Origin of the sequence: Bacillus sp. B-jedd (genome assembly GCF_000821085.1) — a bacterium.
Taxonomy (GTDB): Bacteria; Bacillota; Bacilli; order Bacillales; family Cytobacillaceae; genus Bacillus_D.
The window spans coordinates 4,087,061-4,109,003 of the sequence record NZ_CCXR01000001.1; the positions used below are offsets into that span (position 1 = coordinate 4,087,061).

Annotated in this window: 24 protein-coding genes; 8 read left to right on the plus strand and 16 right to left on the minus strand. The window is 49.4% G+C overall.

The features are described from left to right. Positions 1 to 65 precede the first annotated feature (65 nt). On the plus strand, positions 66 to 1,022 hold the full coding sequence (gene uvsE / locus BN1002_RS19945) for a UV DNA damage repair endonuclease UvsE (protein WP_048827273.1): 957 nt from the start codon (positions 66 to 68) through the stop codon (positions 1,020 to 1,022). Positions 1,023 to 1,378: 356 nt separating this feature from the next. Here uvsE and BN1002_RS19950 read toward each other — a convergent pair whose 3' ends face one another. From BN1002_RS19950 to speE, 5 genes are all read right to left on the minus strand, one after another. Continuing rightward, positions 1,379 to 1,570, minus strand: a complete 192-nt coding sequence (locus BN1002_RS19950) for an H-type small acid-soluble spore protein (RefSeq protein ID WP_048827274.1) — start codon at positions 1,568 to 1,570, stop codon at positions 1,379 to 1,381. 264 nt (positions 1,571 to 1,834) lie between these two features. Beyond that, entirely contained in the window at positions 1,835 to 3,505 is a 1,671-nt protein-coding gene (gene argS / locus BN1002_RS19955) for an arginine--tRNA ligase (protein WP_048827275.1), read from the minus strand. Beyond that, positions 3,502 to 3,930 carry a YwiB family protein gene (locus BN1002_RS19960; RefSeq protein WP_048827276.1) on the minus strand — a complete coding sequence of 143 codons (429 nt, stop codon included), beginning with the start codon at positions 3,928 to 3,930 and terminating at the stop codon, positions 3,502 to 3,504. The genes argS and BN1002_RS19960 overlap by 4 nt, the downstream gene beginning before the upstream one ends. 242 nt (positions 3,931 to 4,172) lie before the next feature. Continuing rightward, positions 4,173 to 5,045 (minus strand): agmatinase, encoded by an 873-nt coding sequence (gene speB / locus BN1002_RS19965; RefSeq protein WP_048827277.1) that lies wholly within the window; start codon positions 5,043 to 5,045, stop codon positions 4,173 to 4,175. Positions 5,046 to 5,142: 97 nt separating this feature from the next. Then, positions 5,143 to 5,973, minus strand: a complete 831-nt coding sequence (gene speE, locus BN1002_RS19970; RefSeq protein WP_048828087.1) for a spermidine synthase — start codon at positions 5,971 to 5,973, stop codon at positions 5,143 to 5,145. A gap of 314 nt (positions 5,974 to 6,287) precedes the next feature. On the opposite strand from speE, the gene BN1002_RS19975 reads away from it, so the two are divergent. Beyond that, positions 6,288 to 8,378 carry a transglycosylase domain-containing protein gene (locus tag BN1002_RS19975; RefSeq protein WP_048827278.1) on the plus strand — a complete coding sequence of 697 codons (2,091 nt, stop codon included), beginning with the start codon at positions 6,288 to 6,290 and terminating at the stop codon, positions 8,376 to 8,378. Between the two features lie 186 nt (positions 8,379 to 8,564). Here BN1002_RS19975 and BN1002_RS19980 read toward each other — a convergent pair whose 3' ends face one another. Next, a complete protein-coding gene (locus BN1002_RS19980; protein ID WP_048827279.1) occupies positions 8,565 to 9,074 on the minus strand; it encodes a YwhD family protein in 510 nt (169 codons plus the stop codon). Positions 9,075 to 9,442: 368 nt separating this feature from the next. Further along, complete coding sequence (locus BN1002_RS19985; protein WP_048827280.1) at positions 9,443 to 10,099, minus strand: site-2 protease family protein; 657 nt, start codon at positions 10,097 to 10,099, stop codon at positions 9,443 to 9,445. Positions 10,100 to 10,296: 197 nt separating this feature from the next. On the opposite strand from BN1002_RS19985, the gene BN1002_RS19990 reads away from it, so the two are divergent. Continuing rightward, positions 10,297 to 10,482 carry a 2-hydroxymuconate tautomerase gene (locus tag BN1002_RS19990; RefSeq protein ID WP_048827281.1) on the plus strand — a complete coding sequence of 62 codons (186 nt, stop codon included), beginning with the start codon at positions 10,297 to 10,299 and terminating at the stop codon, positions 10,480 to 10,482. Between the two features lie 59 nt (positions 10,483 to 10,541). Here BN1002_RS19990 and BN1002_RS19995 read toward each other — a convergent pair whose 3' ends face one another. The 3 genes from BN1002_RS19995 to BN1002_RS20005 all read right to left on the minus strand — a co-directional run bounded on the left by BN1002_RS19995 (position 10,542) and on the right by BN1002_RS20005 (position 12,876). Then, complete coding sequence (locus BN1002_RS19995; protein WP_048827282.1) at positions 10,542 to 11,051, minus strand: YwgA family protein; 510 nt, start codon at positions 11,049 to 11,051, stop codon at positions 10,542 to 10,544. A gap of 97 nt (positions 11,052 to 11,148) precedes the next feature. Continuing rightward, positions 11,149 to 12,447 (minus strand): HD domain-containing protein, encoded by a 1,299-nt coding sequence (locus BN1002_RS20000; RefSeq protein WP_048827283.1) that lies wholly within the window; start codon positions 12,445 to 12,447, stop codon positions 11,149 to 11,151. Between the two features lie 207 nt (positions 12,448 to 12,654). Continuing rightward, positions 12,655 to 12,876, minus strand: a complete 222-nt coding sequence (locus BN1002_RS20005) for a YuzB family protein (protein WP_048827284.1) — start codon at positions 12,874 to 12,876, stop codon at positions 12,655 to 12,657. A 282-nt stretch (positions 12,877 to 13,158) separates the two neighbouring features. On the opposite strand from BN1002_RS20005, the gene BN1002_RS20010 reads away from it, so the two are divergent. After that, positions 13,159 to 13,956 (plus strand): RsfA family transcriptional regulator, encoded by a 798-nt coding sequence (locus tag BN1002_RS20010; protein ID WP_048828088.1) that lies wholly within the window; start codon positions 13,159 to 13,161, stop codon positions 13,954 to 13,956. Positions 13,957 to 14,022: 66 nt separating this feature from the next. On the opposite strand, the gene BN1002_RS20015 is transcribed toward BN1002_RS20010, so the two are convergent. Beyond that, entirely contained in the window at positions 14,023 to 14,862 is an 840-nt protein-coding gene (locus BN1002_RS20015; RefSeq protein ID WP_331386406.1) for an octanoyl-[GcvH]:protein N-octanoyltransferase, read from the minus strand. Positions 14,863 to 15,495: 633 nt separating this feature from the next. Between BN1002_RS20015 and zupT the strand changes: the two genes are divergently transcribed. Then, complete coding sequence (gene zupT / locus BN1002_RS20020; RefSeq protein WP_048827286.1) at positions 15,496 to 16,302, plus strand: zinc transporter ZupT; 807 nt, start codon at positions 15,496 to 15,498, stop codon at positions 16,300 to 16,302. Between the two features lie 117 nt (positions 16,303 to 16,419). Here the strand turns inward: zupT and pta are convergent, their stop codons facing one another. Further along, the gene (pta, locus tag BN1002_RS20025; RefSeq protein ID WP_048827289.1) at positions 16,420 to 17,394 is read right to left on the minus strand and encodes a phosphate acetyltransferase; all 975 of its coding nucleotides are present in this window, start codon (positions 17,392 to 17,394) and stop codon (positions 16,420 to 16,422) included. A gap of 266 nt (positions 17,395 to 17,660) precedes the next feature. Here pta and hemQ point away from each other — a divergent pair, with 266 nt between their 5' ends. Both hemQ and gerQ read left to right on the plus strand, forming a co-directional pair. Then, entirely contained in the window at positions 17,661 to 18,404 is a 744-nt protein-coding gene (gene hemQ, locus BN1002_RS20030) for a hydrogen peroxide-dependent heme synthase (protein WP_048827291.1), read from the plus strand. A gap of 294 nt (positions 18,405 to 18,698) precedes the next feature. Beyond that, positions 18,699 to 19,205: a spore coat protein GerQ gene (gene gerQ / locus BN1002_RS20035; protein ID WP_048827292.1), complete on the plus strand. Its 507-nt coding sequence runs from the start codon at positions 18,699 to 18,701 to the stop codon at positions 19,203 to 19,205. A 70-nt stretch (positions 19,206 to 19,275) separates the two neighbouring features. On the opposite strand, the gene BN1002_RS20040 is transcribed toward gerQ, so the two are convergent. The 3 genes from BN1002_RS20040 to BN1002_RS20050 form a co-directional block, all read right to left on the minus strand. After that, a complete protein-coding gene (locus tag BN1002_RS20040; protein ID WP_048827293.1) occupies positions 19,276 to 19,647 on the minus strand; it encodes a DUF423 domain-containing protein in 372 nt (123 codons plus the stop codon). 17 nt (positions 19,648 to 19,664) lie between these two features. Further along, entirely contained in the window at positions 19,665 to 19,934 is a 270-nt protein-coding gene (locus tag BN1002_RS20045; RefSeq protein WP_082036399.1) for a YwdI family protein, read from the minus strand. A gap of 139 nt (positions 19,935 to 20,073) precedes the next feature. After that, positions 20,074 to 20,790: a uracil-DNA glycosylase gene (locus tag BN1002_RS20050; protein ID WP_048827296.1), complete on the minus strand. Its 717-nt coding sequence runs from the start codon at positions 20,788 to 20,790 to the stop codon at positions 20,074 to 20,076. Positions 20,791 to 20,953: 163 nt separating this feature from the next. Here BN1002_RS20050 and BN1002_RS20055 point away from each other — a divergent pair, with 163 nt between their 5' ends. Then, the gene (locus BN1002_RS20055) at positions 20,954 to 21,277 is read left to right on the plus strand and encodes a YflT domain-containing protein (protein ID WP_048827297.1); all 324 of its coding nucleotides are present in this window, start codon (positions 20,954 to 20,956) and stop codon (positions 21,275 to 21,277) included. Between the two features lie 55 nt (positions 21,278 to 21,332). Here BN1002_RS20055 and BN1002_RS20060 read toward each other — a convergent pair whose 3' ends face one another. Continuing rightward, complete coding sequence (locus BN1002_RS20060; RefSeq protein WP_048827298.1) at positions 21,333 to 21,929, minus strand: molecular chaperone TorD family protein; 597 nt, start codon at positions 21,927 to 21,929, stop codon at positions 21,333 to 21,335. Positions 21,930 to 21,943: the final 14 nt, after the last annotated feature.

Sequence of the window (21,943 nt, forward strand, 5' to 3'; positions counted from 1 at the left end):
ACAGAAGCAGCGGAACCGTTCCCTGCCTAACTTTTTGTTCATTTTTTCACCGAGGGGGTGATGTTTTGAAAATTCGGTTTGGGTATGTGTCCACTGCTCTTTCTCTCTGGGAGGCCTCGCCTTCGCGGACAATGACATTTGCGCGCTATAAACTGCTCGGGGAGGAGGAACGGCGGGGGAAGCTGCTGGCTTTGACGGCGGAAAATCTTACGAACACGCTGCGAATGCTTTATTACAATATTGCCCATGGGATTGAGGTATACCGGATGTCAAGCTCGATTGTGCCGCTTGCCACGCATCCTGAAGCAGGATGGGACTTTGCCTCGCCGCTTCGGGAGCAGTGGCATGAAATCGGCAGCCTCGTGAAAAAATACCGGCTCCGGGTCAGCTTCCACCCGAACCAGTTCACGCTTTTCACGTCCCCCAAAGAGGAGATTACCGTGAATGCCGTCCGGGATATGGAGTACCATTACAATATGCTCGAGTGTATGGGGCTAGAGGATTGGGGAACACTCAATATCCATGTGGGCGGTGCGTATGGGGATAAAGAGTCGGCGCTTGTCCGGTTTCATGAGAACATTAAACAGCTGCCGCTGGCGGTAAAAGCGCGGATGACACTTGAGAACGACGATAAAACGTACACGACAGAAGAAACGCTTGCCGTTTGTTTGCGGCAGGGCATACCGCTTGCTTTCGATTACCACCATCATATGGCGAATCCATCAGAGCGGCCGCTGGAGGAACTTCTGCCTGAGGTGTTTTCGACTTGGTCGGAGATTGGACATGTGCCTAAAATCCATGTTTCCTCGCCAAAGTCCGAAAAGGCATACCGCTCACACGCGGATTATTTGGATCTGGATTTTTTAATGCCTCTGTTGCAGGTGTTGAGGGAAATCGGGCAGGACGTGGATTTCATGATTGAGGCAAAAGCGAAGGATCTGGCTTTGCTGAAGCTAGTTCCGGAGGTGGCGGCGATCCGCGGGGTGAAACGGATTGGCGGGGCAGCGGTTGAGTGGAAGTAGTTTGGCTGAATGGAAACGAGTTTAGATTTTAGAGCCCGAAGGACCAGCTGACCTGGGCTGTTCGGGCTCTATGTCTTCCTTTAGAGCCTGAAGGACCGGCTGACCTGAGCTGTTCGGGCTCTAAGTCTTCCTTTAGAGCCCGAAGGACCAGCTGACCTGGGCTGTTCGGGCTCTATGTCTTCTTTTAGAGCCCGAAGGACCGGCTGACCTGAGCTGTTCGGGCTCTATCTCTTCCTTTAGTGCCCGAAGGACCGGCTGACCTGAGCTGTTCGGGCTCTATCTCTTCCTTTAGTGCCCGAAGGTCTGACTGTCTGGCACTTAGTCAACCAACAACAAGATACATTCAGTACATCTCTTTACCTCAGCGTCTCTTCCTCTATCAAATTCATGACCGGAACGGTCTGCTCCTGTTCGGGGTTTTCACGCCAGAAAATCCGGGCTGTTTTTTCGCGTTCGTCAACATTCTGGATCATCACCCGGCTGCCTTCGTACGTTACTACAATATTGTCTGCGGATTCGAGGATTTCTTTTGCGCGGCCTATATTCATGAGTTCCACTCCTTAAACAGTTGTCCCATATACTATTTGCCTGGTCCCCCTTTTTTATCCAATGACAAAAAGCGATTTTTATAAACTTCCAGACCTCAGCCATAACCCCTAATTGAACGAAAGGCCATGCAAAAGGCCCTCCGAGAACCAAAGTCGGAGGGCCAAATCTTGAACTAAATAATTTCCGAAAACACATTAAACTAATGCTGTTTAATTTCCTGCCTTTCTGAAAATAGAATCAGGAATTTTGCAAAATCAAAATCCTTACATCTTTTCCGGTGCGGAAACACCGATCAGCGACAAGGCGTTCTTCATCGTGATCTGAACAGCCCTTACAAGAGCTAGGCGGGCTTTCGTGCGGTCCGGCTGTTCCTTATCGACAACCTTTTCGGCGTTGTAGAAGCTGTGGAAAGTGGAAGCAAGGTCAAAAACATAGTTGGCAATCCGATGCGGCGTGCGTTTCACAGCCGCGTCGCTGACCGCCTGTGGGAATTCGCCGAGCTTCTTCAGCAAGTCGACTTCCTTCTCGGATCCAACAAGACTGAAGTCAGCATCTTTCTCGACCTCAAAACCGTGTTCCGCCGCCTGGCGCAGAATGCTCGAAATACGCGCGTGCGCATACTGGGCATAGTAAACCGGGTTGTCATTCGACTGCGACACAGCGAGGTCAAGGTCGAAATCCATATGCGTATCGGCGCTACGCATCGCGAAGAAGTAGCGGGTCGCGTCTAGTCCGACTTCTTCGACAAGATCACGCATCGTGACGGCCTTACCGGTACGTTTGCTCATTTTCATTTTCTCGCCGTTTTTGTATAAATGGACAAGCTGGATGATTTCCACTTCCAGCACATCGCGGCCATAGCCGAGCGCCTCAATTGCCGCCTTCATCCGCGGGATGTAGCCATGGTGGTCAGCGCCCCAGATGTTAATCAATTTTTCAAAACCGCGGTCCAGTTTGTCCTTGTGATAAGCGAGATCTGGAGTCAGATACGTGTAAGACCCGTCCTGCTTAATTAATACACGGTCCTTATCGTCGCCGAATGGAGTGGAGCGGAGCCAGGTGGCGCCGTCCTCCTCGTAAATATGGCCATTATCACGGAGCGTCTTCAGTGCTGCGTCAATTTTGCCATTATGATATAGCGAAGTTTCGGAATACCAAACATCGAATTCAACGCGGAAGTCCTGAAGATCCTTCTTCAGCTTCGCCATCTCAACTTTCAGCCCGTGCTCACGGAAGAAGTTGAAGCGTTCATCCTCCGCCATGTGGACGAACTTGTCGCCATGCTCCTCAGCCAACTGTTTGCCGATTCCTTTAATGTCCTCGCCATGGTAGCCGTCCTCCGGCATTTCCTTCTCCATGCCGAGCGCCTGGAAGTAGCGGGCTTCAACGGAACGAGCGAGGTTGTTGATCTGGTTTCCGGCGTCGTTAATATAATATTCGCGCGATACATCAAAGCCGGCTTTTGCCAGGATGTTGCACAGCGAATCGCCGACTGCAGCGCCGCGTGCATGGCCGAGATGCAGGTCGCCAGTCGGGTTCGCAGACACGAACTCGACCTGGATTTTCTGGCCGTTCCCCGTATTTGTCTCCCCGTACTTCTCTCCTGCTTCCAGAACGGAAGGAATCAGCCCGGTCAGGTAGCTGTTGTCCATGTAAAAGTTGATGAATCCAGGTCCGGCCAACTCAATCTTTTCGATGGACGCTTTCGTCCTGTCAAAATTGGCGACAATCGCGTCGGCAATCATGCGCGGCGCTTTTTTTGCGACACGGGCGAGCTGCATCGCCATATTGGTCGAATAATCACCGTGCACCTTCTCTTTCGGCGTTTCCAGGAATACTTCAGGCAGCTGTTCTTCTGTAGCCAGGCCGGCCTTCAGGACTGCCGCTTTTATTTCTTCTTTCAGGTTGTGCTGCACCTGCTTCACTAAATTCATTCCATTTCCTCCTCAAACGTGATTGACAAACTATATGTACCGGCGGGCTCGCCCGCGATGTGCAAATCATATTTCAGCCTGAATATGCCGCCTCGGCCGTTTTCCCTGATGGCCTGGGCAAGCCTGGCGGTGACGGCTTTCACTGGCAGGGTTCCATACGCGGTATTGTAGCTGCCGCGCGTTTCTTCACTCAGCTTGAACGGCAGCCTCATTTTGACTGCCCCGCTTCTCAGGAGCAACGCTTCACCGCTGTCCATTTTCAAAATGGTTCTGATGACCCCTTCTTCCGCCTTTTCCTCATATTGAAGATAGACGGCACTGCCTTTTTTGTAAAAAAAACCGCTAGACCCGGTGATGAATTCTTCCTTCATGCCGGACTGGATGATCGATGTATTGATGTTGACATTGACTGGCTTCGGGTCCATCCGGTCCACTCCTTTTCAGCCTGGCAAAATAACTTTTTTCCATAACCCTTTATAAGTATGAAATTATATCATGAAAACTAAACTTGCTCTACCCCGTCAGAAGTCTATCACTTAATTATATCTTTTGACGCCCAACAATTCAAAAAGTGCCTGCTCCATGTTGGATACAGGCACTTTCTTTTGCAGAAAATATTTACAGATTTATATTCCGGCCCATTTCGGGTGGGATTTTTGCAAAAAGCTTACTTCACCCAGCCAAGCAGCATTTCGCGGATGAGCTTGCTCGCGGTGTTGGCGGTCTGTTCGGAGTTGTCGTAAATCGGCGCAACTTCGACTAGGTCGGCTCCGACGACTTTCACATCGGACCGGGCAATCTCATGGATCGAAGCGAGCAGCTCGCGGGAAGTGATGCCGCCTGCATCAACCGTTCCGGTGCCTGGCGCGTGGGCCGGGTCAAGGACATCGATGTCAATTGTCACATAAACCGGGCGTCCGGCAAGCTTCGGCAAAATTTCCTTTAGCGGCTGATGGACGTCAAACTTGGAAATGTGCATCCCGACACTCTTGGCCCAATCGAATTCTTCCTTCATTCCTGAACGGATTCCGAACGAATATACGTTGGAAGGCCCGATATGCTCGGCAATCTTCCGGATCGGCGTCGAGTGGGAAAGCGGTTCGCCTTCATAGTTTTCGCGCAGATCGGTATGCGCGTCCATATGGATGATCGCAAGGTCCGGATATTTTTTGTAAACGGCCTTCATGACAGGCCAAGAAACAAGGTGCTCGCCGCCCATTCCGAACGGAAACTTCCCTGCCGCCAAAACCTTGTCCACGAATTCCTCAATCAAATCAAGGCTTTTTTGCGCGTTGCCGAACGGAAGCGGGATATCACCGGCATCGAAGTATTTTACATCCTCAAGCTCGCGGTCGAGATACGGGCTGTATTCTTCCAGGCCAATCGACACTTCACGGATCCTCGACGGACCGAAACGGGAACCGGGGCGGTAGCTGACAGTCCAATCCATCGGCATGCCGTAGAGGACTACTTGGCTTTCTTCAAAATCAGGATGGCTTTTGATAAATACATTTCCTGAATACGCTTCATCAAATCGCATCGTACATTTTCCTTTCCAGGCACAGCGAGAGGGAGACATGGCCTCCCTCCCTGCGCGTTCATGAATTTTTATTGGTAACTTTTTTGGCAAAGGCCGTTTACTTCACTAGATCTCCAACGAATTTAGGTAAAACAAACGCCGCTTTGTGGAGTTCTTTCGTGTAGTACTTTGTTTCAATCTCATGGAAGCGGTCTTCCGATACTTCAAGCGGATCGTATTTCTTCGAGCCGATTGTGAAGGCCCACATGCCGCTCGGGTAAGTCGGGATATTGGCAATATACAGGCGGGTGATCGGGAAAATCTCCTTCACATCGCGCTGGACATCACGGATGAGGTCCGCCTTGAACCAAGGGTTGTCCGACTGGGCAACAAACAGGCCATCTTCCTTCAACGCCTTGGAAATGCCTGCATAGAAGCCTTTCGTGAACAGGTTGACAGCCGGGCCGACCGGTTCAGTCGAATCGACCATGATGACGTCATAGGCATTTTCACTTTCAGCGATATGCATGAAGCCGTCGCCAACCTTTACATCGACGCGAGGATCGTCAAGCTTCCCGGCGATCTCCGGCAAAAATTCCTTCGAATACTCAATAACCTTGCCATCGATATCGACAAGCGTCGCCTTTTTCACCGATGGGTGCTTTAGCACTTCACGGATGACGCCGCCATCGCCGCCGCCGACAACGAGAACGTTTTCAGGGTTTGGATGGGTAAACAGTGGCACATGCGCGACCATTTCATGATAGACGAATTCGTCCTTGATGGATGTCATGACCATGCCGTCAAGCAGGAGCATGTTGCCCCACTCTTCTGTTTCGACCATCTCAAGCATTTGAAAATCTGTCTGTTCTGTATGTAAGGTGCGTTTCACTTTCATTGTAATTCCGAAGTTTTCAGTCTGTTTCTCAGTAAACCAAAGTCCACCCATTTCCATCTTCCTTTCAAAATTGATTTCCCGGCAGGCTACATTTTTTGCAAGAATAAGCGCCAGTGAAGCGGGCAATAGTCTGCCCCATTTTCATCGGGCAGTAACCCCCACGAATGGAAATTTCACTTTATTGCTATACTTCCCCAAACCGGTAAATGCAAACATGAGAAAAGTATAGTGGAAACACGTGAAATTGCAAGAAAAACTTTCGGTTGGGATTGGCAAATGTTTAAAAAACTCCCTTTCTTTTCATACTGTATGTATGGCCCGGTTTATGGGCGATTTTTCCTGAGGGAAAGTGAAGGGGTGAGAAGATGGAAACGATGACTGGGCAGGGGTTCAAAAGAGTTGTCAAATATATGAGGGCGGCGTTTTTTCTTGGCCTGTTCGGTTCGGCGGCCCTGGCAATTGCCGCGCTCCTGATTCTTGTTTATGCCAAAGTGCTTGGCCCGCCCCCGCTTGCCGTTCCCCAATCAACGTTATATTACGCGGATGACGGGACGGTCATCGGCGAAACCAGCTATGGGCAAAAGAGATATTGGGTGCCGCTCAATAAGATGTCACCCTATCTCGTTGAGGCGACCATCTCAATTGAAGACCGGAAATTTTTCGAACATAGCGGCTTTGACCTGAAACGGATTGCCGGTGCTGCGATTGCCGATATAAAAGCATTCGGGAAAGTCCAGGGCGCCAGCACGGTCACGCAGCAATACGCGCGGAATCTTTTCCTCGAGCATGATAAAACATGGACGAGGAAGCTGAAAGAAGCCCTCTACGCCATCAGGCTGGAAATGAATTATTCAAAGGAACAAATTCTTGAAGGTTATTTAAATACAATCTATTATGGTAACCGGGCATATGGCATCCAAGCCGCGAGCCAGTACTATTTCGGCAAAAATGCCGCCGACCTTACGCTTGCGGAAGCTTCGATGCTCGCCGGCATTCCGAAAGGCCCCGGCGCGTTTTCGCCGTTTGCGTCGATGGAAAGAGCGAAGCAAAGACAAGGGATTATTTTGCAGGCGATGGCCAAAAATGGCTATATAAAACCCGCCGAGGCGGAAACGGCATCTACGGCGAATCTTGCGCTTACCGGGACCGACCCAAGCAGGAAAATTAAAAAAGCAGCTTACTTCCAGGACGCTGTTGCCGCCGCCCTGAAAAACCAGCTTGGCCTGAACGAGCGGGCTATTGCCCTCGGCGGCCTGCGCGTGTATACAACCATTGATGTAAAACAGCAGGAAGCAGCGGAAAAACAAATCAATTCCGTCATTGCTTCAGGGTCGGACATACAGGCGGCGCTTGTCGCAGTCAATCCGAAAAACGGACATGTCAAAGCGATGGCCGGTGGGCGCGATTACGAAAAAAGCCCATTCAACCGGGCCGTCCAGGCAAAGCGTGAGCCCGGTTCAACCATCAAGCCCTTTCTTTATTACGCAGCGTTGGGGCACGGCTACACTCCTTCGACAACGGTCAGGAGCGAGCTGACTACCTTCCGATTTGAAAACGGACAGCCAGATTACACGCCCCATAACTACAACAATAAATATGCGGATGGCGAAATTACTCTGGCCCAGGCACTGGCTGTCTCCGATAATGTGTATGCCGTAAAAACCCATTTGTTTTTGGGGGAAGAAACACTTGTTAATGAAGCAGCGAAATTCGGACTGACGACTCCGATGGCAAAAGTCCCTTCCCTGGCGCTCGGCACTTCCGGAGTACGCGTCCTCGAAATGGCCAATGCCTACAGCCTGTTCGCCAATGGCGGCAAGAAGGTCGAGCCGACGCTCATTACCCGGGTCGAAACCGCCAATGGCAAAATTATTTACGAAAAAGAGGACAGCGAGGAACAAATCCTCGACCCGGCAAGAGCATATGTGATGACGCAATTGATGATGGGCGTGTTCGACACGAAACTGAATGGCTACGCCAACGTGACAGGCAGTACTATCTTGAAAGGGATGACAAGGCCATATGCCGGTAAATCCGGTTCCACCCCGACGGACAGCTGGATGATCGGCTTCACGCCGCAACTCGTCTCTGCGGTCTGGACCGGCTATGATGATGCTCGCAAAATTGAAAGCGTCCCTGAAAAGTCGTATGCCAAACAAATTTGGGTCCGGTTCATGGAGGAAGCGTTGCACGGCAAGCCAATTAAACCATTCAAGGTGCCGCGCGAGGGTGTGACCGGAGTGTATGTCGATGTGGCGAACGGCAAGCTTGCGACAAAGGAATGCCCGGTCCGGCGCTTCACATATTTCGAATCCGGCACCGAGCCAGTCGAATACTGCACCGACCATCTGGAGCATGGCAGCATTGAGGAAGGCACCCGCGGAAAAGGACAGGATGGCGAAATCCGCAAACCCGGGAAAACGTGGTATAAACGGCTTTGGGATTGGGGAGAATGACTCGTTTGGCGGCAATCTCTAAAATAGGAACTAAGTTTGGCAGCCGGAATGATCCGGCTGCCTTCTGTTCTTTTTCGAACAATCTTCGAAATTCACTTTAGTTAAATTAAACAAGCCCATCCAGAAGGACAGGCTTGTTAATCACTTTTATTCAATTACCAGCAAACATAAGCGAGATATCCATGATTACTGGACAGCCAACCCATTTTTCAGCTCCTCCGAGGAATTCTCCCAAAACGCTTCGTTGTGCGCTTTCAAGAAATCGGTGAGGATTTTTTTCGATTTGTCGTCCATATGGTCGACGATGATGTAACGTTTGAGCGATTTGTCCATCCGGTTGACATGCTCCGGAAGCGACTTGTAGCCGCGGCGGATTTCACGGTTGATGGTCATTTCGCATGCTGTCACTCCGGCATAGTAAGGGCCATTTTCGTTCCTGTCAATTGTCACCCAGATGAGCCAGTATGGCTTCGCATCAGGGACATCTTCTTTATTCGGCAAGAACTTGATGCCTTTTTCGGCGACGCTGCGTGCGTGCATGGCGCCGACGTCAATGACCGCTTCGCCCTCTTCCACATCGATGATGACCGGTGAAATATTATCGAGCGTCAGCGACCCTTTACCAAATCCTTTATGATTATCAAGCGGGTCGGTTTTGATTATGTTAAACCCGACTTTTTTCTTTTTTTGTTCCACTTTATCCTTTACCTCCCTGCAAAAACTGACTCTATTCTCATTCCGGGCACCTGCTCCGCATATGCCCTCAGTTTGAATTAACACAGATTTAATCTAGAGGCTCTGCTATCCTTGATTGTTGATTTCCACTCCGGGGACATGCTTTCCGCGGGGCGAAGCATCTACCTGAATTTGCTTCGTGCAGCTTTGCGACGAGCTGAAGGTTCACTTCCTCGAATAGTCTGTGGCGCAGGAGCAGTCTTTTTGGAGCCTCCTCGGCGTCTATGACGCCTGTGGGGTCTCCACGTGCCGCTTCATCCCGCCGGAGTCAGCCCCCTCCGTTTCAATCAACTCATTTAAAATCAACACTCACCTTAAACTGAGCTAATCTAAATGAAAAACGATAAGAAAAATTCATACATTCCGTCTGCTATTGCTGGCAGGATGACTCTGAAAACCGGCCAGATCGTATAATCGCCAAGCGGCGTCAGGACGAGGATCAGAAAAATCAGTGATCCGTAGTTTTCATACTGGGTCATTTTTGCCCGGATTCCGCCAGGGGCCAAATCCTCCACTATGCGGTAGCCGTCGAGCGGCGGGAGCGGCATCAGGTTGAAGACGAACAGGACGAGATTCAGCCAGATGAATGTGTTCAAAAATTCGAGCATGGTTTCCGCGAACGCCCCATCAGCGCCAAAACGGCCGAGACTGAAAAAGACGATAAAGCCGATTGAAGCAAGGATGAAGTTGCTGATCGGACCCGCGACCGAAACGAGGATTCCCGCTAAACGGGGATTTTTGAAAAAGAAGCGGTTGACAGGAACCGGACGTGCCCAGCCGAAGCCAACGACGAAAATCATAATCGCCCCGATCGGGTCGATATGCTTAACCGGATTCAGCGTCAGCCTTCCCTGGTTTTTCGCCGTGTTGTCGCCAAATTTCCAGGCTGTGTAAGCATGCGCGAATTCGTGCACTGAAAAGGCAATGACAAGTGTCAGTGCGGCAAAGACGAATTTTTCTACTGTATTATACGGAAAAAGGCTCAAAGTTTTTCCCCCTGTGTGTGGTTTTTCTATCTATATGCAAAAAAATGCCCGCGCAGCCGCTGCATTCTTTTGCCCGGCAACACTTTCCTTCAAGTATACAATAATTTGGCAGAGAAATGAAAATCGCCTGCCCCCGCTTGCGGTTTTTTTCGAATTGTGGAAAACTGAAATCACTTACATAAGAGGAGGAATGGATTATGCCGATTGTAACCGTGAAAATGCTTGAGGGCCGGACGGATGAACAGAAAAGAGCGCTCGTCGAAAAAGTGACCGACGCTGTCGTCGAAGCTGCCGGGGCTCCGAAAGAGAACGTCACCGTCATTATTGAGGAAATGGCTAAAAACCATTACGCGAAAGCTGGCGTCAGGGCAAGCGACCAATAGGCCAGACCTTACCGCCGCCTGTGAATCCCTGCGATAATACCATAAAAGCTAAGCCCCTTCTAGTGGAGCTTAGCTTTTTCCTTTAAAGAGCGGATATATTCATACGCTTCGTCAACTTCTTCCTGGGTATAACGCTGGCTGCTTTTCAAGGTAAAGACCTTCTCGGCCACCTCGGGCTTTTCGAGATTGTCAAAATAAAGAACCGTGGAGACCAGCTCAAGGAACCGTGCGCTTTGCCCATTCATGTCGGCGAGACAATCGGCCAGGTTCGGCATGTCAATCCCGCTCATCCCCAAAAACTCCTTGCCCGCTTCAGTAAGGCAATAGCGGTATTGGCTGTAGCCGCCCTTGTTTTCCTTGCATTCCTCAAGGAAGCCCATATTGCAAAGTTCCTCGACGCGGAGGGTCAGCTCTTCCGAGTAAGGTCCGTAGAAATGGAACTGAAATCGTTCCTGAAAAGGAAAGGCCATTTTTTTTGCGATAAATATCATTTTCTGCAATTTTTTACGTCCGACAATCTCACCTGAAACCATTACGGCATGCATCAGCCTTGCATGATCATTTAACAAACCTCTTCATCTCCTGCTCCCCTATTTATGAAAGGGCGTCTTTTTAAGGCGGGAGTTGCCTTTCTCCGGGTACTTGATCCCGGGAATCCCGTCTCTTCTAAAAGTCCAGAATGCTGCGAATCTGCTTTTTTATATTTTTTTTGGAAGAATCATCTGACAGAATGTCTGCCGGGTAATACAGCTTGTGGTCGGTCCTTCTTTTGCCGGAAATGGCCTCGACGATTTCCGATTCACGCGAAAGCTCGCGCAAGTCCCCATTTTTCATTAAAAGGTTAATCGGCAGCCTTTCCTCTTCCTCCCCCGGCCGATAAAAATCGTACGGCAGGTCCGAGGACGAGTCGACAACAAGATAGTATTCCGGGTCAATGCCCGCTTTCTGGAACAACCCAGTCAGCTCGGCCAGTTTTTTATATTCCTTGGCGGGGTCGAACTCTGCAAACTTAAACAGGTTGCGGTTCACAAACCTCCGGCATAAGTCGCTCAGGATGGCATCCTCTTCGTCCTGCCACATTTGGAAATAGTAGAGGATGATCGATTCATCGAGCTTTAGGTAGTCTTCAAGGGTCAGTTTCCCTTCAAAAACCGAATAAAAATGCAGCGGATCATGCTTAAATGCATAATTCCGGCTGTGGAGGTCTTTTGCGCGGTGGAGGATTTTCGTCAGAATCACTTCCGCCCCACGCGATACAGGATGGAAATACACTTGCCAGTACATCTGGTACCGGCTCATTATGTAGTCTTCAATCGCGTGCATGCCGCTATGTTTAAAAACAACTTGGTCCTCACGCGGCCTCATGACGCGGAGAATCCGTTCCATATCGAAAAATCCGTAACTGACGCCTGTAAAATACGCGTCACGTTGAAGGTAATCCATCCGGTCGGCATCAATCTGGCTTGAAATCAGGCTGACGACCTGCTTTTTGTCCGATGTTTTCGCGATGACTTCGGCAACCTGCCTCGGGAAATCAGCGCCTGCCCTCGCAAGAATCCTATTAACCTCTGTATTTCCGAGAATGATCGCCCGGGTAAATTCCTCGTGGTCAAGGTCGAATACCTTTTCAAACGCGTGCGAAAACGGGCCGTGGCCGAGATCGTGAAGGAGTGAAGCGCATAATGCGAGGAGCCTGTCGCCCTCATCCCATTCCGGCCTTCCTGCAAAAACATCATCAACAATCCGCCGGGTAATTTCATATACTCCGAGTGAATGATTGAAACGGCTGTGCTCCGCCCCATGGAACGTCAAAAAAGTCGTTCCCAGCTGCTTAATCCGCCGCAGCCTTTGAAATTCCTTCGTCCCAATCAAATCCCAAATTATCCTATCGCGGACATGGACATACCGATGGACCGGATCCTTAAAAACTTTCTCTTCATTCAGTTTTTCCGATAAAAACCCCATCCATCTCCCCTGCCCCTCTAAACTTCTCTCTATTATATCCCCAATTCGACACAGAATCATCCCACTTTCAGCAAAAACCTACGGCAATTTTCGACAGTGACTCAGGAACCGTTCCAGCTCTTCATTCTGATTCCAATAAAGCACCGGAACTGTCTCCGTCCATCAAAAAATCACCCTGCCGGCAGCAAGGGTGATTGGTGCGTTGTTTTATTTGATTTTTTTGCCGACCTTTTCCATGAGTTCGTCTTCTGTTAGCGCAGCCAGAGGTCGGTTGTTGACGAAGGCGAATGTTTTTTTGCGGCCTGGGCCACAGTAGGATTGGCAGCCGATTTCAATTTTTGCTTCAGGGTCGAGCTGTTTCAGCCGTGGAATGAGCGTCTTCAGATTGACTGCCTGGCAGTCATCACACACGCGGAACTCATTTGGCATTCCATTCAAATCCTTTCCGTTCATCAATCTATATTAAAAACTCAGTTAATTTTGGCTAATGTCCTACCGTATTTTACTGCTTCTTTGCCGTCAATGCAAGCCGTCCGGCGGTTTACAGTCTACTATCCTTTTAATTCCCTGTATAAAACAGAAAAAAAGTGTCCAAGATAATGCTAGGAAAATAAAACAATTAAAAACAAGTGCAGGAATAGGACTTTTTTGCACAAGGAGGCTTGATTATTCATGAATACAGAAGCAAATGTTGAAAAGGAGTTGTTGGACATGAAGGTGCGCCAGGATGCCTGGACAGTGGAAGATGATTTATTGCTGGCTGAGACCGTCCTTCGCCACGTGAGGGAAGGCAGCACCCAGCTGAACGCGTTCGAGGAAGTCGGCGACAGGCTGAACAGGACGTCAGCCGCGTGCGGATTCCGCTGGAATGCCGTGGTCCGCCATAACTATGAAAAAGCGCTTCAGCTGGCGAAAAAGCAGCGGAAACAGCGCCAAAGGATACTCGGAAAAGAGCAGGGCGGCAAGAAAAAACTCCTTTATACGCCTCCCGTCGAGCTTGATGCGGTGTTAATGGAAAGCACCCCGGTAACCACAATGGAAGCAGCAGTGGAACTGACTCCCGCGGTTTCCGAACAATCGGAACAGTTCGATTTGGAAAAAATGGTCGAGGAACTGAATGCGAAAACGACGGCAAACCATCCTGCCAGACTTTCAACTTCAGCAGTCCAGCCAGGCTATTCTGTCCAGGCAGCGCCACAAGGATTGACGATGCAGGCCGTAATTGCCTTTTTGCAAAATTACGATAGTACAAGCGTGCATGCGCAAGCCTTAAAAAGTGAGAATGAAAGATTGAAGCGCGAAATCGCCAATCTGAAGAAGCAAAACGAGGAAATGGATGCAAAAATCCAGCACCTCGAGCAAAATACCGGCGTCATTCAGGAAGATTATGAAACGCTGCTGAAAATCATGAACAAGGCGCGCAAGCTTGTCCTTTTTGAAGAAGAAGAGCGCCCTGCGACGACGTTCAAAATGGACCGGAACGGGAATCTGGAAAAAGTAGCAGAGTAATCTACGAAAATTAAAACCCGAATATCCGCAAAAGAACAATGAAAAGCCGTAAGCCCATTCAAGGGTTTACGGCTTTGTCAGTTCTGTATTCCGGTCAAGAATCCTCGTGTAATAACCGGGGAGGAGATCCAGTTCATGCGGGGTCAGCTGCCCTGAATAAAGAAGGCCGCTGTTTTCTTTCAGCTGCCGGAGGAGCCTTAGCATCACATCCTGGACGGTGAGCGGGACGCCGAACAATTCCGATAGGCTCGCCATCACCTCAGGTCTAACTTCGGGATAAACGAATTTGGTCTTCTCCCCCTGAAGGGCGATGGAATAAAAATCGCGAATCAGTTCGGCCCGCGTGCCACTGCTTTTTTCCACGCTTAAGTAGATCTGCACAGCCACCCCTTTGCGGAGCCGGCGCTGGGAGATGCCAGCGAACTTCCTGCCGCCGATACTCAAATCGTAGCTTCCTGGGCAGTAGGACCCGATGATTTCCCTCGCTTCAATTGTTTTGCCGAAATCGCCGAACATTTGCCGGATCAGCATCCACATCGCATCATAGCCGCGATTGATATCAATGCTCCTTTCCTTTTCGGGCAAAATAAGGGAGATATTCAGGACGCCCTCATCAAGGGCGACAGCAAGCCCGCCTGAATTCCGGACAATTACTTCATATCCGCGGCTGCGGAGAAACTCCACGCCTTCTTCAAGATTGGGAAGCTTTGTGTCCTGGATGCCAAGAACGACGGTATCGCGGTGGACCCAGGTGCGGGCGGTTGCCGGTGCGAGGTGCGAACCGACCGAGGCACATAATGTATCGTCAATCGCGAACGATTCGATTGCAGGCATTAAAATGCCGGTTGTAGATTGGTCAATCAGCCGCCATTGGTCCTGGCGGAGCAAAGTGAGTGCCTCATTCAACATAAACGGCCTCCTGCATATTTTAGGTTTATAAAGAGATTAGTCAAAGTTGAAAATTGATATTCAATGAAGTTGATTGGAACGGAGGGGACTGACTCCGGCGGGATGTAGCGGCACGTGGAGACCCCGCAGGCGTCTATGACGCCGAGGAGGCTCCAAAAAGACTGCTCCTGCGCCATAGACTATTCGAGGAAGTGAACTTTCAGCTCGTCGCAAAGCTGCACGAAGCAAATTCAGGTAGATGCTTCGCCCCGCGGAAAGCATGTCCCCGGAGTGGAAATCAACAATCAAGGAAAACAAACCTTAATAGTATTAAGTTTTACGCCAATCCACGCTTTAAATCGGTGGGCGATTTCATTGTTCAACCCCGTTATTATAGCATAGCGGCCACCTTCAATTAAGTGGCTTCCGCGCAGCCGGGAAGGATAGCTTGTCCATTTTGCAAAAAATTCCCTTGGAAAAAATATTTTTCGTGCGTTTTAGTTCACCATGAGATAAAATGTTTACTCAAGGAAACATTTTCGGTAAAGTGAATATATTGGTTGAAGGGATATACAACAGAATATGTATGCACGAAGCTTTGTTGCTATTTGCCCATACACTTAAATTTTCGCTTCGAGAGGGGTATTGATTGTGTCCGAAGAAGTTTTATTTGCCTTAGGGTTAACATTATTTGCGGGACTTGCAACCGGGATAGGAAGTTTGCTCGCCTTTTTTACCTCAACGACCAATACGAAATTCCTGTCGGTCACCCTTGGTTTTTCCGCCGGTGTCATGATTTACGTTTCAATGATTGAAATTTTCTTTAAGGCCAAGACCGCACTTGTCGCGGCAATTGGCGATCATTGGGGAAATTGGGCTACGGTCGGCGGTTTTTTTGGCGGTATTCTGTTAATCGCTTTAATTGATAAGTTCATTCCAAAACAAAGCAATCCCCATGAATTGAAAACTGTTGAGGACATGCAGCCGGGAAAAGGGGTTCAGGATGCCGCTCTGCTGAAAATGGGCACCTTTACTGCCCTGGCGATCGGCATCCACAACTTTCCCGAGGGGATAGCGACGTTCACGTCCGCCCTTCAGGACCCTAAACTCGGGGTAGCCATCGCGATTGCAATTGCGATTCACAACATTCCGGAGGGAATCGCTGTTTCGGTACCGGTTTATTTTGCGACAGGAGACCGTAAAAAAGCGTTCCGGCTGTCGTTCCTGTCTGGCCTTTCCGAGCCGATTGGCGCACTTGTCGCTTATCTGTTCCTTATGCCGTTCCTGAATGACATCATGTTCGGAATCATCTTCGCAGCTGTTGCCGGCATCATGGTCTTCATTTCCCTTGATGAACTGCTGCCCGCGGCGAAAAAGTATGATGAAACCCACCTTCCGATTTACGGCCTGATCGCCGGGATGGCGGTCATGGCGGTCAGCCTTCTGCTGATTATTTAATCCTTGTAAAATCGCGGCATGAAACTAAGCTACTAGCAAAAAGCCCAGCCTTCTATTTAAAAGAGGCTGGGCTTTCTTCAGTTTTTAAGCTGTCTTAGAAATCAGTGCGGACAATTTCTACCTCAATGTCTGTGCGGCAGTGAGAAGCGCGAGATTATACACATCATCCGTGCTGCATCCGCGCGACAGGTCATTGACAGGGCGGTTGAGCCCTTGCAGCAGCGGGCCGACCGCTTCAAAGCCGCCAAGACGCTGGGCAATTTTATAGCCAATATTACCGGCTTCAAGGCTAGGAAAAACGAAAACATTGGCATTTCCCTGCAAAACTGAATCCGGAGCTTTTGCTACGGCCACTTCCGGAACAAACGCGGCGTCAAATTGGAACTCGCCATCAATGATAAGGAGCGGGTCGCGCCTCTTCGCTTCCTCGACAGCAGCCATTACCTTTTCCGTCTCAGGTGATCTTGCGGAGCCTTTTGTCGAAAAGCTCAGCATTGCCACACGAGGTTCGATATCAAACATCATTGCTGTCCTGGCGCTTTCGATGGCAATTTCGGCAAGATCCTGGCTGTCTGGGGCAATATTGATCGCACAATCGGCAAATACATACTGTTCATCACCGCGGACCATCAGGAATACACCGGAAGTCTTCTTGACGCCTTCCTTTGTTTTAATGATTTGCAGCGCGGGCCTGACGGTATCAGCTGTCGAATGGGAGGCGCCGCTTACGAGCCCGTTCGCTTTATTCAAGTAAACAAGCATGGTCCCGAAATAGTTTTCGTCCAGAAGCAATTTCCGGGCATCCTCTTCGGTGGCTTTTCCTTTCCGGCGGTCGACAAAAGCCGCGACCAGCTCGTCCATCATCAAGTAATTGGCTGGGTCATAAATTTCTGCAGCTTCAAGGGAGACATCAAGCTTCCTGGCGCTTTCTTGAACCTGCTCGATATTGCCGATCAGGACCGGAGTAATGATCCCCTCCGCGGCAAGACGCCCCGCCGCGCGGAGAACCCTTTCGTCGTAGCCTTCAGGAAAAACAATCCTCAAATTATGGCCCGTTATTTTCTGCTTAATATTCGAAAATAAATCGCTCACGTTCGACTTCCTCCTTTAGTTCTCATATCTTCAGCATACTCCAGTGGCAGTAAAATTCAAGGTCGAGTCCCGACTTGCAAAAATGTTCATTTATTCAGAAAGATTGACATAGAACAATCCTCATCTTCATTAAAATAACCCTTATTGATTCTTATTAAACGATGTATTGACAACCCGGGCATGTTCCCGGGCAATTTGGCGAAACTATGATATAGTAGATGGGTGTATGAATCAGAACTATTGAGAACTTTTGGGGAGTGATTTGGATGAATGAAGCTGCAAAAACGCTTGATGGCTGGTACTGCCTTCATGATTTCAGGAGTATAGATTGGACAACCTGGAAGATGACGCCTGCTGATGAGCGCCAGGCTGCAATCGATGAATTCAAGGGCCTGGTTGAAAAGTGGAATGCCACGATGGAGAACAAGGAAGGCAGCCATGCGTTGTATACGATTGTCGGTCAGAAAGCCGATTTCATGATGATGATTCTGCGTCCGACGATGGAGGAATTGAATGAAATAGAGACAGAATTCAATAAATCCAAGCTGGCTGAATACACTATTCCGGCACATTCTTATGTGTCTGTTGTGGAATTGAGCAATTATCTGAATGACGGGGAAAACCCTTATGAGAACCCGCATGTCCGCGCGCGTCTTTACCCAATGCTGCCAAAGGCGAAGTATGTTTGCTTCTATCCGATGGACAAGCGCCGCCAGGGCAATGACAACTGGTACATGCTTCCGATGGAAGACCGCAAGAAGCTTATGTACAGCCACGGGATGATCGGCCGCCAGTACGCCGGCAAAGTGAAGCAAATCATCACCGGTTCGGTTGGATTCGACGATTACGAGTGGGGTGTCACGCTCTTCTCTGATGATGTCCTTCAGTTCAAAAAGCTTGTTTACGAAATGCGTTTTGATGAAGTGAGCGCGCGTTACGGCGAATTTGGCTCTTTCTTCGTCGGCAACCTTTTGGCCGAGGACAAGATTGATTCCTTCCTGGCAGTTTAAATCTTCCTACGACTTTATAACCTAAACATTCATCAGTGGGGTTTTATCCCCAATGATCGCTGAACCCCCGGATAAAATGATTCCGGGGTTTTTTGCGTGCAAAATTCCCCGCCGCCAAAGATTGAGGTCTTGTCATAAACCCTTTTCCCTTCTCATATGATTCAAGTAGCGAATCTTCACGCCCCTGCCCGGCAAAAGCCATTCGTGGGGGCTGTGGATATCGGCATTATCGCAGCGGGGCCGCCCCATTCGGTTGGGCAGTTTCCCTATGCTTATTTTTAAGGAGGGAATGTAATGAATCCATATGGGTATAACACCGGCCAGCAGCAAGGATTCCAGCCATATTCCGAGCCTGCCCGCCAGGTTCCGGGACAGCAGCAAGGCTTCGGGCAGCAGGGTCTTGGTGGAGGGCAGATGGGGGGAGGGGTGCCTACCTATTCCGGAGGGCCTTCAGGCTTAGGCTTTCCGCAAGGTACACCATCAACGGGTCCGCAAATCCCCGGCATGCTGCCGCTTGAGCAGTCGTATGTAGAAAACATCCTCAGGCTTAATAGAGGAAAGCTGGCGACCGTTTATATGACTTTCGAAGGGACGAGGGATAACCAGAAAAGGCAGCAGGTCTTTAAAGGTATCATCGAAGCTGCCGGGAGGGACCACCTCATCCTAAGTGATCCGCAAACCGGCATGCGCTACCTGCTTTTGATGGTCTACCTTGATTATGTCACCTTTGATGAAGAAATCGAATATGAATATCCGTTCCAGGGAGGCGGCGCCGGTCTGAGTTCTTTTCCGCCGCGCTAACTGATTCCTTGTGCAAAAAAGGAGAACCGCATCTTTCCAGACGGCTCTCCTCTCTTTTTTTGCAAAAATACTATAAATACTTTGTTGCACCTATAATGATCAATACCCATGCCGCAAGAAAGGCGACTCCTCCAAGCGGTGTAATCGCGCCAAGGACGCTGATTTTCGTCAAACTCAAAACATAAAGGCTTCCGCTGAACAAAATGATGCCCACAAGCATCAGCCAGCCTGCGGTTGAAAATAGGGAACTGGCGGGAACCTTTCCAAGCAAAAGACCAATGACCAGAAGGCCTGTCGCATGGAACATTTGGTATGTAACACCCGTCTTCCACGTCTCCAAGTATTTCGCCGGAAGCTTTCCTTCAAGGCCGTGCGCGCCGAAAGCGCCCAACGCCACCGCCAAGAATGCATTAATCGCTCCTATGATAATAAATGTTTTCATTCAGTAAACCCTTCCTTCTAAAAATCAAAAATTGAATCGCCGTTTGCTCCGTCACTTTCCTCAAGCTTCGGATCTTGGCTGCCTGGCACATGGACAAGCGGAATTTCCCGCCGTGCTTCTGTCAAGGACGGTTGTGAAATGCTGCCCTTCCCTTCTTCAAGGATCACCTCACACAAGGTTTTAATCGAAGAAATCTTCTCCCTGAGCAACTCCTCTTTTCCTGCCGACTTTGCCAGCGCGAGCTCTTCACCCATTTTTGCCAAAAGCGTCTGGATATGTATGTTCAAATCAATCACTCCCTGCAGCTGCATGAAACAACAACTTCATTTTACATGATTCCCATTTATTTCGCACATCCTCCGTCCCTGGCACACGCACGTAAAAACCGGAAGCATTTAAGCCTCCGGCCGCCTAAAAATTTAAACTTCACGAATGCTGCGGCAGTATGATTTCCTCTACTAATTCGAGCGGAGGGAGTTCCCAGTCGATTTCTTCCTGTCCCATCGTTTTCAGCAGCTCATTCGTTTTTGAAAAAGGCTGGCTTCCAAAGAACCCTTTCCTTGCTGAAAAAGGGCTTGGGTGCGGGGAGGTGATGACCCGGTGACGGGCTGTATCAATCAAATCCATTTTCGCTTGGGCCGGCTTTCCCCAAAGGATGAACACAACTGGCTTGTCCCGTTCGTTCAGCAGGGTGATTACCCGGTCGGTGAACTGCTCCCACCCTTTACCGTGATGGGAATTTGCTTCCCCCTGCCTTACGGTCAGGACGGTATTGAGGAGCAGGACGCCCTGTTGGGCCCATTTGACGAGATAACCATGGTCCGGCGTCTCAATTCCCAGGTCGCTGCATAGCTCCTTAAAAATATTTTTCAATGATGGCGGCGGATTGATGCCCGGTTTAACCGAAAAGCTTAGCCCATGCGCCTGCCCCGGGCCATGGTACGGATCCTGCCCGAGGATGACCGCCTTCACATCATCATACCCTGTCAGCATTAGTGCATTGAATATATCCCGATACTCAGGGAATATTGTTTTCGCACGATATTCCTCTATCAAAAATTCCCGCAATTTTTGGAAATAATCTTTTTCAAATTCCGGTCCAAGCAGCTCTGACCAGCTTGGCGGCAAATTGTTCTCAAGCATCGTATCCCTCCTTTTCTATCCTATTCCCCTTTTTTCTATCATTCTACCATTCCAAACGGGGTAAACCGAAATAAGGCGCACGTTTCCTTGAATTTCATGTTTATCGTGAGCGGGAAAGGTTATATAAAAACTGTGGAAACAAATATAGAAGGAGGAATTCATAATGTATAAAGTTGATGTTGTTGAAAATGGCGTCCAGGCAAGGGACAAGCTTTCGTTATTGGCTACGGAAGGGTACACGAAAGATGAAGTATACCTTTTTGCCCATGATAAAGACCGTGAGGAAGATTTGGCGGATGCGCTTGATGCCGGTGATGTCGGCATGAAGGAGCAAGGGCTGATCAACACAGTCACAAATGTTTTCAAAAAACGCGGAGACGAGCTCCGCGCGCAATTCGAATCTCTTGGACTGTCAGCCGATGAGGCGGCCCAGTACGAAAAAGAATTGGACAAAGGGCGCCTAGTTCTCGTTGCCTGCAAGAAATAATTGTAAACCCCGGAGCAGTGGGCTCCGGGGTTTTTTAATGGTTAATGAGTCTATCTTAATTATGCTCTGCCAAAAGGTCTTTCTCCACAAACTCTGAAACTGACAAAACAAATTGATCCACAAAAGGATTATTAACTTTTCCTTGTGCGGCCACCTTAATGGATGAAACAAGTGGGGCCAGGTATATTTCAACAACGTCCCGCTTCAGCTTTCCCAGCTGGTCAAGATATTCCTTGTCTTCCTGCTCGGCCGCTTTCGCTTCCTCCTTCAGTATAGAGGCGGCAAAGCCGGTAAGGGCAGCTATATGGTCAGGATAAATCTCCTTTTCAAGCGGGAAATAATAGCCTGTTCTTTCGTACATTCCGATGAGGCGGAGGAGGCTGTTCCTTTTCACTTCTTCATCCTGTCCAGGCGCACGGTAGCTTGAATAGTATGGGGAGATGAAATGCTCCCCCGGGATGCTGAAATGATTTTGAAGCCAAAGATCGGCTTCTTCCCGGTTATAATGGCCGTGAAATGGGAGCTCGCCGTGAAACTCGACCGGGATGGATTGGAAGAAATCCTCGTATGTGTTCCATTCTCCCATCCAGATGGCTGTGAAAAGATCGGCCATGGCGATGAGCCCCTGCTGTTCTTCCTGTATGTTGTTCATTTATTATCCTTCCC